The organism is Periweissella cryptocerci, assembly GCF_004358325.1.
Taxonomy (GTDB): Bacteria; Bacillota; Bacilli; order Lactobacillales; family Lactobacillaceae; genus Periweissella; species Periweissella cryptocerci.
On the sequence record NZ_CP037940.1, the window covers coordinates 2,417,579 to 2,430,299 of the forward strand.

Sequence of the window (12,721 nt, forward strand, 5' to 3'; positions counted from 1 at the left end):
TAATATTGCTGCCGGCGCGATGGCTTTGGCGCGTGATACGGAACCCGTTAAATGTGCAAATTAGGTAGTAATTAAGGTATAATGAGAGAATACAAAAAATATTAAGGTAGTCGCCTGCTATCAAAGATCGGGCGACTATCTTACCGAAAGCCAAGGTGAAAAATATGCCAAAACAAAAAGATTGGACTGCTGAAGACGTCCATAATGCAATTTCTGAATATATGAATCCAGAACACGTTGCCTTCGTTGATAAGGCATATCAGTATGCTGCTGATTTACACAAGGATCAAGTACGTAAGTCAGGTGAACCATACATCATTCACCCCATCCAAGTTGCCGCAATTTTAGCGCAGTTACATATGGATCCAGAAACGATTGTGGCTGGTTACTTGCACGATGTGGTTGAAGATACGGATGCAACCCTCGAAGATTTGGAAAATGAATTTGGTGCCACTGTCGCTTTAATTGTGGACGGAGTTACCAAGTTAGGGAAAATTGAATATAAGAGTAGCCAAGAACAATTGGCTGAAAACCACCGGAAATTATTACTTGCCATGTCTAAGGATATTCGGGTAATTATTGTGAAGTTGGCTGACCGTTTGCACAATATGCGGACATTGCAACATTTACGGGAAGAAAAACAACGGCGAATTGCTTCAGAAACTTTAGAAATCTATGCGCCATTAGCTGACCGTTTAGGTATTAGCACAATTAAATGGGAGTTAGAAGATACTTCATTACGTTATTTGAACCCGGAACAATATCACCGAATTGCCCACTTGATGGATAGTCGGCGGGATGAGCGGTTAGCATATATTAACGCGGCCATTGGTGAAATTCAAAAAGCGACTGATGAGTTTGGTTATAAGAATGTTAAAATTTACGGTCGTCCAAAACACATCTATTCGGTTTACCGGAAGATGGTTGATAAGAAAAAGCAATTTGATGAAATCTATGATTTATTAGCCATCCGGATTGAAGTTAATACGATTGCGGAAACGTATGCGGTACTTGGCGTTATTCACTCAAAGTGGACACCAATTCCTGGACGCTTTAAGGACTATATTGCGCTACCAAAAGCGAACGGTTATCAAAGTTTGCACACGACAGTAGTTGGGCCTCAAGGGAAACGATTAGAAATTCAAATTCGGACCCATGAAATGCACCGCGTGGCTGAATTTGGGGTTGCCGCTCACTGGGCTTATAAAGAAGGTAATTTTTCTGGTGCTGATGTTGCTAATAATGATCAAAAGAAATTAAATATGATTCAAGGTATCCTGGAAATTCAGAAAGAATCAAAAGACGCTGATGATTTCATGGATTCAGTGAAAGGTGATTTATTCTCTGATCGGGTTTATGCATTTACACCAAAAGGTGATGTATATGAATTACCAAAGGGTGCCGGTCCATTAGATATGGCCTACATTATTCACACCGAAGTTGGTAATAAAACTACTGGTGCGAAGGTGAACGGGAAAATTGTTCCCTTGGATTCCGAACTTAAAACCGGGGATATTGTCGAAATTATTACTAGTAATTTAGCGCGTCCTAGTCGAGATTGGTTTAACTTAGTTTCAACGCGGCGGGCACGTAATAAGATTAAGCAATACTTCCGTAAGCAAGATCGTGAAGAAAACGTCGAAGCCGGACAAGCTTTGATGGTACGTTTCTTACAAGAAGAAGGTTTTAACCCTGATGAGATCTTAACGGATGCTAACGAAGAACGCGCATTAGAAAAGCTTCATGTGATGAGTATTGAAGATATGTTTGCTTCACTTGGGTATGGTGATTTATCACCACAAGGTGTGGCGAATAAGTTGACGGAGACTAAACGGGCTGAAATTGAAGCTGAGCGAATTAAGCAACAAGAACGTGAACTACTTGAAGAACACAAGGAAATGGAAGTCGGCAAAGGCAAATTAACTGCTAAGCATCAAACTAAGTCGTCTTCAGAAGGTGTTGTGATTCAGGGGGTAGACGGTCTGCTAGTTCGCTTAAGTCACTGTTGTACGCCAATTCCTGGTGATGATATTGTCGGTTATATCACTAAGGGACGTGGCGTCTCAGTCCACCGGGTAGATTGTCCTAACGTCAAATCTGCTGAAAACCAAGGCCAACGCCTGATTGAAGTTGCTTGGGAAAATCCAGATGGTGAACGGCCAAATTACGATGCTGACTTAACGATTAGTGGTAATAATCGTAATGGGTTGTTAAACGATGTAATTAAGGCAGCTAATAACACTACGAAGTATTTAACGTCAGTGAACGGCCGGGTTGATCACAATGGCATGGTGATGATTTCATTATCAGTAGGGGTACGGAATGCCGTCCACCTCGAACAAATCATGACCGCATTGAATAACATTCCCGAAGTTTATGATGTAAAACGCGCTTTACACTAAACTTTATAAATTAAATAATGGCTCTATTCTGTCTGAAGTGGGATTGAATAAAATTGGCCACTACGTGTCAGTAAATTACTTGGCGCACCACGCTGGAAGCAACCTCCTAAGCCAAAAAGCGGTCTTAGAAGGTTCGGCTAAGCTGGGAGTCTAAGGAATAAATTCCTAAGACTCCTCATCTTACCCTCAGCGGCGATATGTGTTACACACATATCACCCCAGTCGCGGTGTAAAGGCTACGCCCGCCAAGTAATTTACCGCCACTTCGTTAGTTAGGAATAATGTAACTAGCGAAAAACAGTTGCCAACCACAGGCCGCAGTAGCATGAAAAAACAACACCAAGAACCAATCGGACCTCAGTAATTAGGTGATTGAAAAGTACAGAAACGACGATCCCACACTAGAATAAATAGAAATTAAATAATTGAAAAGGGGCTTGGAATGCGTTTGTTCCGGCACCTTTTTTTGAACCATGTGAAAGCCGATGATGGGCACCAATGTTTTGTGAATTTTATGGGCTCTGTTCCGTCTGACGTGGATTTTATAAAATGTGATGAGATGTATGAGGCCACTGCGTGCCTGAAAATCACATTGTGCACCGAGATGGAAGCACATGCCCAAGCCACGTGCTTATGCCTGAGGTACGGCAACGCAAAACATTCCAGCAGTTTGTTTTCAACAAACAACTGAATCTAATCAAAAACCGATTAGATTAGCCTTCCAGGCTGAATGTCTGTCTTGGGCAATTCGGGATAGCTGGCAGTCTAATGGCTAAAGCCAAAAGACTGCTCACATTTGTAGCTACGCTGGACAAATAAGGCCCGGTCGGCTCTACCCTCAGCGACAAACTTGACACATGGTGTCAAGTTCGTCCCATCACGGTGTAAAGCCTGTCGGCCACAAAGTGATTTTCAGTCACCCCGCTAGATAAGCGTGGAATTATTGATTACCGCTAAACTTGAAGCGACAAGGATTACGGCATATTACTAGTCAGACTGGCTGCTCAAACTAACGAAGTGGCTGGAAACAGGCTGGACTTTAGCTCGCACCGTGATGGCATAATCAGTAACGGTTTTCGTTACTGATTATGGATTTGTGAAGATGGTTAGCGCGTTAGCGAACCAAGCTTCGCAAACATTTGAAGACCGCACTGTGGCTTCAAATGCTTGTCTTCCATTACGGTATCCAGACTGGTTCTAGACACGTAGTGGGAATCAATCTGGGACACATATCCAAATTCCACGCTAGAAAAAATTTAGCCATTTTATGTAGCGTTGATAACGAAATAATGAGGTAGAAAAAATGCGAGTAGTTTTACAACGAGTTGCAAACGCATCAGTTGCGATTGCGGGGCAAACTGTTGGGGCAATTGACCGCGGTTATTTGCTATTAGTGGGCATTGCCGATAGTGACACCCAAGCAGAATTAGATTACGTCGTCCGAAAAGTTAGTAATTTACGGATTTTTGAAGATGCCGATGACCGAATGAATTTGGCATTGGCGGATGTGAATGGCGCGATTTTATCAGTTTCGCAGTTTACATTATATGCGAACACAAAAAAAGGGAACCGGCCGAGCTTTACAGATGCGGGCCAACCAGAATTTGCCGAATTAATGTATGATAAGTTCAATGCACAATTGGCTGCTGCGGGTTTCGCGGTGGCGACTGGGGAGTTCGGTGCCGATATGCAAGTGTCATTAGTTAATGATGGTCCGGTGACGATTATCTTTGATACAGATAATAAATAACTGTAGTATTAACGTTTTGTTTAGAATATAAGGTGCACAAAAATAGGAAGTGGGACAAAAGGCCATCCACAATCGTGATATAAAGAAACTTAATTCGTCAGCGATAGCGAGTAAAGCGAACGAGGTGATGAATTAAGTGAGTTATATCAACGGGTGCCGCGAATAAATACATTCGCCAGTCCCGGCTGGAAGCCTTTTGTCGCACGCAAATAAGACTGATTTCTACCTTACTACGATAAGGAGAAATCAGTCTTATTTTGCTGGCTGGACAATTTATGTCTCAGCACTTATTTGGAGTGGTATTAATAGGGGCAATATTTTTCTAGTGTGGAATTGTCGTTTCTGTAATTTTCAATCATCGAATTACTGAGGTTCTATTGTCAGTGGCATTTTCCACGCTACTGCGGTCTGTGGGTGATAACCGTTTTTTGCTAGTTACATTATTCCTAACTAACGGAGTGCCGGTAAATTACTTGGCGGTCGCAGACTTTACACCGCGACTGGGGCGATATGTGTGAAACACATGTCGCCGCTGAGGATGAGATGAGGAGTCTAGGGAATTTTTTCCCGAAGAGTCCCAGCTTATCCGAGTTGTTCAAGACCGTACTTTGGCTTGAACATGCGCTTCCATCGTGGTGCGCCAAGTAATTTACTGGCACGCAGTGGCCAATTTTATTCAATTCCACGCCAGATGAAATAGAGAATTAATATGTTGCTAGTGAATCAAGAATCAATGCTACAAAACGATCATTATCTAGACTAGTTAATAGCTTAGCGTTAGGCAGGTTACCCGTCATATCGTTTTGATCAACAACCAGCCGCCCACGAGTTAATTGACCTTGCGTTTCAACATCAACATAGTAGTCCGTACCAGTAAACATCATTGGATCAATCAAATAGGCAATGACTTCGGGATCATTTAACACAACTGGTGTATCAGGATCAGAAAAGTCGCCATAGTTTTCCATTAAATCGGCGGCAACTTGCGCAACTGGGTTATCAATTGCCCGCATTTTAGCAACCGTTGCTTCGGTGATGATTCCTTGCTCAGTCATATCGCGAGTTGCCATCACAATTGGAAGTCCGCTGTTGAGTAAAATTTTGGCGGCTTCAGGGTCAATTGAGAAATTGTATTCAACACCAGGATAACGATTGCCAGTATTAATGGCACCACCCATTAATACGATTTGTTCGATTTTTGCATGTAATTCAGGATGGGCTGCCACAAGTAAGGCAACGTTAGTAACCGGGCCCGAAATTGCAATGGTCATGGGTTCGGCGCTTTCGGATAAAGTCTTCGCCATCAAGTCAATGCCTGACAATTGTGATGGGGCAAATGACGGTATTGGAAAATTAGCACCATCTAAGCCGGTAAAGTCACGCCAATTATCAGCTAAGCCAAATGGTTCAATGAGTGGTTTAGCGGCACCGCGGGCGACTGGAATATCAGTGCGGCCAAGTAATTCAAGCGCCTTCATCGCATTTTTTTGGACATTTTCGGGAGTTTGGTAAGCCACGGTAGTTGAAATTGCCTGAATGTTAATTTCGGTACTGGTTAAGGCAAGCATCAAGCCAAAGAAATCTTCATGACCTGGATCACAATCTAAAATAATATTTTTCATTTTTTCTCTCTTTTTCAATGTAGTTAATTATTGATTGAATTTAACAACGTGGGGACCAGCTTCTTGAAAACCGGCATCCAAAATTTCAAGTTGTGCAATGATTTGGGCATCGGTTACTTCTTTATCAGCACCATCTAACACCACATCTGCGGCATTTTGATACATTTGTCCGTAATTACCAATTGGGGTTTCAAGCTTGTGTTCAACCGGATCGCCATAAGCATTAATGTACTTTAAGACACCATAATTATCGGGATTATCTTTACCAAATAATGGATCCGCAGGTGAAATTCCCGCTAAGATGTCATTTTCTTGGGCATCCATCCCGTATTTAATGAAGCTCCCATTAGTACCATGTAAAATGTATTTAGGATATTCTTGAGCAACTAAAAATGAAGTTTTGATTTTGGCACGGAGGTTGGCATAGTGTAATGTGACATCAAAATTATCATCGACACCATCTGGATTCGTTACCGACTTGATGTCGTAACCAACAGAATCGGGAGTCCCCCACAGTTTAATGATTTGATCAAGGGGGTGGACACCGTAGCCATAAAAGGCCCCGTCGATTTGTTCACCAGGATTTGAGCTTGCACCAGGGCGGAAGTAGTCAAAGTGGGATTCAAATTCAATTGGTTCGCCAATATACCCGTGAGCCAATACGTGTTGTAGTTCCAAAAATTCACCATCAAAGCGGCGATTTTGGAAAGGCGTAATTAGTAAACCTTTTTCATTTGCTAGCTTGATTAATTCTTTACCTTCCGCAACTGAAGTCACAAAAGGTTTTTCAACCATCACGTTTTTGCCGGATTCTAAAATTTTCTTGGCAAGTTCAAAGTGTGAAGGGGCTGGTGTGATGACTGACACAAATTGGATTTCGGGATCATTGAGGATTGCATCCAATGAATCTGTAAATTCAATTCCTTGTGCTTCTAAAGCAGCTTGTTCGGTTGGTCGCTTACCAAGTGTGTGTGCGTAAATCGTTTTTAAATTAAGGTTATCGTTAGTTAAAATATAAGGTAAGTGATAGCGATTAGCGGAGTTACCAAAACCGACGAGCGCCATTGTGAGTTTTTTTGTCATGTTACTAAAGCTCCTTTTGCGAGATGATTTAAATTATTATGTCTTTTATTGTAACAGTTATCACAAATAATGTAATCGCTTTCACAAAAGTTTCACATTTATTTATTCTAGCAACCAACTAACCAAAATTGAGTAGCACCGTAATAAGATCCTTATGCCAATACCCCGCTATTGGTTTTTTTTAATTAATCGTATAATATAGTAGAAAAGTAAGTAAATGAAGGAGGGCATGATTTGGCTTCAGAACATATTGAACATAAATTAGCACTCTTACCGGATGAACCAGGTTCATACCAGATGAAGGATATTAACGGTAAAATTATTTACGTCGGGAAAGCCAAAAATTTAAAAAATCGTGTGCGCTCATATTTTAAAGCAGAGCATGATGGTAAGACGGCAGAATTAGTCCGAAATATTGCTGATTTTGATTTTATTGTGACAAATTCTGATAAAGAAGCGTTCTTATTAGAAATTACCCTGATTCAAAAGTGGCAACCATATTATAATATTCGGTTGAAACGGGGGACCGGGTATCCATATATCAAAATTACTAACGAACGTAACCCAGAGTTAGTGTTAGTCAGTGACTTAAAAAAAGACGGCGCCTACTACTTTGGCCCTTATCCGAATGTGTACGCTGCGCAAGAAACTTTGCATTTCTTGCAAAAGGTATATCCACTGCGACGATGTAACGGTTTCCAAGGGCGCCCATGTTTGTATTACCATATGGGACAATGTTTGGGGCCTTGTTGGCACGAAGTTCCTGAAGAAGAGTATACAAAACAAATTAAAAAAATTAAGTCATTTTTGAATGGCAATACAGCTTCAGTGACTAAAAAATTAGATCAAATGATGACCAAAGCTGCTGAAAATCTCGAATTTGAACGGGCCGCTGAAATCCGCGACCAGCTTAAATTTATTGATGCAACAGTCGAAAAGCAGAAAATCATTTCAAATGACAACACACCACGTGATGTCTTTAATTTTTATATGGATAAGGGGTGGTTATCAGTTCAAGTATTCTTCATGCGGCAAGCACGGTTGATGAAGCGTGAAAAGCGCTTGTTTTCAATTGTTGGGACTGCCGAAGAAGAAATGAGCAGCTTTATTTTACAATTTTACAACCGCAAGAATGTTAAAATGCCTAATGAAATTTTAGTACCAGCGGGAATCGACACCGATGTTTTAGAAGATGTTTTACACGTACCAGTGCGAACACCACAACGGGGTGAAAAGAAAAATTTAATGGAATTGGCTGGTAAAAATGCCCAAATTTCATTGGAAGAAAAATTCCGGTTGTTAGAACTAGGTGAGATGAAAACCACCGGGGCGATGAAAGAAATCACTGACGCGCTTGGCTTGCCTGAGGGACATAAAATCGAAGCATTTGATCACTCGCACATTCAAGGAACTGATTTGGTTTCAGCAATGGTTGTGTTTGTAGACGGACAACCAAATAAAAACTTGTATCGGAAATTTAAGTTGAAAACAGTTGACCATGCCGACGAAGCAGCCTCAACGCAAGAAGTTATTCGACGCCGTTATACGCGGTTACTCAAAGAACATGCAACAATGCCAGATTTAATCTTGATGGATGGTGGCGAAATTCAATTGAATGCGGCCAAAGATGTGTTGGAAAATGAACTTGGATTGGATGTTCCGGTGGCGGCGATGGTTAAAAATGAACATCACAAAACTGCCGATTTGTTGAAACAAGAAGGTGATGAACACTTACACTTAGATCCGAAATCACAAGGTTTTTTCTTACTACAACGAATTCAAGACGAAGTCCACCGGTTTGCGATTAGTTTTCACCGGCAAGTTCACTCGAAAAACTCATTGGCATCACGGCTCGATGGAATTCACGGTGTTGGTCCAAAAACACGGCAAAAGCTGTTGACGAAGTTTGGCTCGATTAAGAAAATTGCGAATGCCTCATTGGAAGAACTCCATGCAGTTGGTATCTCAGAGAGCACGGCAAAGCTTATTAAGGTTTCCTTAGAAGCATCGTTAAAAGCAGAAGAACAAAAAAAGTAAAAAGGTGAATATACCTTGATATGACTCTAAATGGCTTGCTTTCCACCTATCTGATTTTTGGATAAGGAGAAAGCGAGCTATTTTTATAACCATTTGGATAGATTTAACGTAGATTTTCCTGTAGTTATCCGTGCTTTTAGCTTACGTCTGCGTTAAAATGAAAACATTACTGGAAAGAAACGGTAGGTCCATAATGGGTAAAAAAACAAATAACTTAGACTATTACATTTTAATTCCTGCGGTTACGCTGGCATTATTTGGGATTGTGAATGTGTTCTCAGCGAGTTCAAACATGGCTTCCGGGTCACCATTTTCTTTCTTGATTAAGCAGACGTTTTTCGTGTTTGTTGCAGTTATTGTCGGAACGTTCTTGTTTAAAATGCGCCTCAATTATTTGATGAGCTCGCGCTTTTTACGCATCATGCTCTGGATAATTATTATGTTATTGGCATTTGCGCGGTTTATTGCTCCCCCAGTCAACGGGGCGCACGGCTGGATTATGTTGCCAGGATTTAGTTTGCAACCAGCTGAATTTGCCAAAGTAGCCTTGATTGTCTACTTCGCTAATTTCTTTGCACGGCACCCATATCAAAAAGGGCACGCCTTAGAAACAACGTTTAAAGGTGGCCGGTGGTTTTTACCAAGCATAATTTTAGTATTAATCTTAGTGATGCCAGATATGGGGAATTTTGCCATCAACGGCTTCATTGTGATGGTAATGCTATTGGCATCAGGAATTGCTTGGTATTGGGCAGCCGGAGCTTTTAGCGCTTTTGGAATCATTTGGGTGATATTACCCAAAATTATTGAGACCATGCAAATTGATCCGCAAAAGCACTATAGTTTGGCCCGATTGGTAGCATTCGTTAATCCATGGGAATATCAACAAAGCTCAGGTACGCAATTAATTAATTCATATTATGCGATTAGTAATGGTGGCTTGTTCGGGGTTGGCTTAGGTAATTCAATTCAAAAAACAGGTTACCTGCCTGAACCGAATACCGACTTTATCATGGCCGTCGTTGGTGAAGAATGGGGTGCGATTGTCATCGTAATTGTTTTAGCTTTAATGGGGATCATTATTGGTCGAATCATTCAAGTTGGTACGCGAACGCATGAAACTTATATCCGGATTATGATGTATGGGATTGCAGCGTACTTAACAATTCAAGTATTGATTAATCTTGGTGGAGTTAGTGGTGTATTGCCAATCACCGGGGTGACGTTCCCATTCATTTCATATGGTGGATCTTCAATGTTGGTGCTTAGTATCGCCATTGGGTTAGCGATGAACGCAAGCGCAACGGTTAGTCGAGCACGACAAATGAAAGTCATCCAAGAAAAAACACGTTAGCCAAAGTTGTGGGACACATGTGAGTCCGGCAGTGCAATAAAATTACGAAGGAGCATACAATGGAATTTACTGCAGAAAAACGGCGGGCATTGATTGTCTACGTGCGTAACTTACGCCAAGTCAAACAATTACGCCGCTATGGGAATGTTGAGTTCATCTCACGTAAAATGCATTATGTGGTGATTTACATGAATGAAACTGATCTCCTTGCTAATCAAGAAAAAATAGAAAAATTAGGATTTGTAACACGCACGGAAATTTCATTGCGTCCAGATTTAAATCCGGAATTAGCTGATAAAAAAGAAGATGCTAGCTTCTCAATCGACAATGATGAGGAGTTAGAAAATATTGAACCCGATGGAGATGAAGTGTAATGCGCATAGTGGCAGGAGAGTTCGGTGGGCGACCATTGAAGGCTGTCCCAGGAACAGCAACGCGACCAACGACTGATAAGGTCAAAGAAGCAATGTTTAGTATGGTGGGACCATATTTTGATGGTGGCACGAGTTTGGATTTATTTGCTGGCTCAGGTGGACTTTCGATTGAGGGGGTTTCACGTGGTTTGGATCATGCCTATTTGGTAGATAAACAATTTGCCGCAATCAAAACGATTAATGAAAATATCGCGATGACCAAGGCACCAGAACGTTTCACGGTTCTTAAGCGGGATGCACGGTTAGCGCTTCAACAATTTGCAGCTGATAAAGTTGTATTTGACGTAATTTATCTTGATCCACCATATGCAAAGCAACAAATTCTTGATGATATTCAAATGATGATTGATTTACATCTTTTAAATGAAGATGCCATTATTGTTGCTGAAACGGATCATGAAGCTGGCTTGCCAGAAGAGGTACCAAGTTTTACACGCACACACCACAAAAATTACGGGATTACAGAAGTTACTGTGTATGAGTACGAGGGGAGTACAGATCAATGAAAGTAGCATTATTTCCAGGAAGTTTTGATCCATTGACAAATGGTCACCTTGATATTATTAAGCGAGCAAGTAGGCTATTTGATACATTAGTTGTTGGTGTGGGAACAAACACCACGAAAGCACCAATGTTTGCAACACCTGAAAAAATTGATTTAATCAAACAAGCAACCGCTGATATTAAAAATGTTGAAGTAATGGAGATTACTGGTCTGACAGTTGCCGTTATGGATCAACTGGGCGCACAATTTTTAGTTCGTGGGTTGCGTAATGAAACTGATTATTTGTACGAACGAGACATTGCAGAAATGAACCGGCATTTACGCGGGGACTTTGAAACGGTGATTTTATTGGCCCATCATGAAAACCAAAATATTGCTTCGAGCATGATTAAAGAAATTGCGCACTTTGGTGGTGATGTGTCAGCACTTGTACCACCTGTGGTGAGTGCGGCACTTAAAGCTAAACAAATCAATTAAAAAGGAATCGTGAATGAAAAAAATAATACAGTTCAAGGGCTGGATAATTGGGGCAGTGGCACTAGTTGCGGTATTAATTGCTTTCTTTTTACCACTAAATTCATATATTGAGACTCCCGGTGGAGCAGATGATTTGAAGCCGTTTGTAAAAGTCGGCGGTAAAGAAGATCAAAAACCCGGGAAATATATGATTACTTATGTATCCCTGCGCCAAGCGACACCTTTTAGCTTGGTAGCAGCCCGGTTGAATCCGTTAGCTGATGTTGAAAAAGCACAGGATGTGACCGGTGGCGTGGATAATGCTATATACAATCAAGTTCAAAGCTTTTATATGCAAAATGCAATTAATGAAGCCGTCGGGATTGCTTTTAAAACTGCTCATCGAACTGTGCACACTAAGTACATTGGAATTTTCATTACGAGTCTGGCTGAAAATTCGCACTTTGCGAATGACTTGCAAGTGGGTGATACGGTTACGCAAGTGGATGGTCATCATTTTGACAACGCGCGTGGCTATCAAATGTTTTTAGCGAAAAAAAGTACGCATGACAAAGTCACCGTGACGTATATGCGAAATGGTAAAACCCGGAAAACAACACGGCATTTGATGGATTTAGGCGGTCGTGCTGGGCTTGGAATTAGTCTGGCTGATAATGTTGAAGTTTCAACAACACCCAATGTCGCCGTAAATCCAGGCTCGATTGGTGGCCCATCAGGCGGTCTAATGTTTAGTCTCCAGATTTATGATCAATTGACCGGTGGACATCTACGTCAGGGACGAAAGATTGCTGGTACTGGTACGATTGATTTAGATGGTTATGTTGGGGAAATTGGTGGGATTGATAAGAAAATCGTAGCAGCTAAAAAAGCTGGTGCCACAATTTTCTTTGCACCTTATGTGAAGCCAACTAAATTGAACAAGCAAATTGATGGCGGCCAAACAAATTACGAGTTGGCCAAAGCAACTGCCAAAAAATATGCACCGAAAATGAAAGTTGTGCCAGTTGCAACTTTTGAACAAGCGATTAAGTATTTAGAGACACACAAATAAAATTAA

10 protein-coding genes are annotated in these 12,721 nt (G+C 41.2%); 8 read left to right on the plus strand and 2 right to left on the minus strand.

Annotated features, from left to right (window positions below; all coding sequences use genetic code 11):
- Nucleotides 1-164 precede the first annotated feature (164 nt).
- On the plus strand, nucleotides 165-2,402 hold the full coding sequence (locus EQG49_RS10710) for a RelA/SpoT family protein (RefSeq protein WP_133363956.1): 2,238 nt from the start codon (nucleotides 165-167) through the stop codon (nucleotides 2,400-2,402).
- A 1,303-nt stretch (nucleotides 2,403-3,705) separates the two neighbouring features.
- Nucleotides 3,706-4,152 carry a D-aminoacyl-tRNA deacylase gene (dtd, locus tag EQG49_RS10715; RefSeq protein WP_133363957.1) on the plus strand — a complete coding sequence of 149 codons (447 nt, stop codon included), beginning with the start codon at nucleotides 3,706-3,708 and terminating at the stop codon, nucleotides 4,150-4,152.
- Between the two features lie 704 nt (nucleotides 4,153-4,856).
- Here dtd and EQG49_RS10720 read toward each other — a convergent pair.
- Both EQG49_RS10720 and EQG49_RS10725 read right to left on the minus strand, forming a co-directional pair.
- Nucleotides 4,857-5,774: a nucleoside hydrolase gene (locus EQG49_RS10720; RefSeq protein WP_133363958.1), complete on the minus strand. Its 918-nt coding sequence runs from the start codon at nucleotides 5,772-5,774 to the stop codon at nucleotides 4,857-4,859.
- A 27-nt stretch (nucleotides 5,775-5,801) separates the two neighbouring features.
- Nucleotides 5,802-6,857 (minus strand): oxidoreductase, encoded by a 1,056-nt coding sequence (locus EQG49_RS10725; protein WP_133363959.1) that lies wholly within the window; start codon nucleotides 6,855-6,857, stop codon nucleotides 5,802-5,804.
- 234 nt (nucleotides 6,858-7,091) lie between these two features.
- On the opposite strand from EQG49_RS10725, the gene uvrC reads away from it, so the two are divergent.
- The 6 genes from uvrC to EQG49_RS10755 all read left to right on the plus strand — a co-directional run bounded on the left by uvrC (nucleotide 7,092) and on the right by EQG49_RS10755 (nucleotide 12,715).
- Nucleotides 7,092-8,894, plus strand: coding sequence for an excinuclease ABC subunit UvrC (gene uvrC / locus EQG49_RS10730; RefSeq protein ID WP_133363960.1), 1,803 nt, complete (start codon nucleotides 7,092-7,094; stop codon nucleotides 8,892-8,894).
- Between the two features lie 193 nt (nucleotides 8,895-9,087).
- The gene (locus EQG49_RS10735; RefSeq protein WP_133363961.1) at nucleotides 9,088-10,248 is read left to right on the plus strand and encodes an FtsW/RodA/SpoVE family cell cycle protein; all 1,161 of its coding nucleotides are present in this window, start codon (nucleotides 9,088-9,090) and stop codon (nucleotides 10,246-10,248) included.
- A gap of 59 nt (nucleotides 10,249-10,307) precedes the next feature.
- On the plus strand, nucleotides 10,308-10,622 hold the full coding sequence (locus tag EQG49_RS10740; RefSeq protein ID WP_133363962.1) for a YlbG family protein: 315 nt from the start codon (nucleotides 10,308-10,310) through the stop codon (nucleotides 10,620-10,622).
- Nucleotides 10,622-11,188, plus strand: a complete 567-nt coding sequence (gene rsmD, locus EQG49_RS10745; RefSeq protein ID WP_133363963.1) for a 16S rRNA (guanine(966)-N(2))-methyltransferase RsmD — start codon at nucleotides 10,622-10,624, stop codon at nucleotides 11,186-11,188. Before EQG49_RS10740 ends, rsmD begins: the two co-directional genes overlap by 1 nt.
- The gene (gene coaD / locus EQG49_RS10750) at nucleotides 11,185-11,664 is read left to right on the plus strand and encodes a pantetheine-phosphate adenylyltransferase (protein ID WP_133363964.1); all 480 of its coding nucleotides are present in this window, start codon (nucleotides 11,185-11,187) and stop codon (nucleotides 11,662-11,664) included. The genes rsmD and coaD overlap by 4 nt, the downstream gene beginning before the upstream one ends.
- 13 nt (nucleotides 11,665-11,677) lie before the next feature.
- Nucleotides 11,678-12,715 (plus strand): SepM family pheromone-processing serine protease, encoded by a 1,038-nt coding sequence (locus tag EQG49_RS10755; protein WP_133363965.1) that lies wholly within the window; start codon nucleotides 11,678-11,680, stop codon nucleotides 12,713-12,715.
- Nucleotides 12,716-12,721 lie beyond the last annotated feature (6 nt).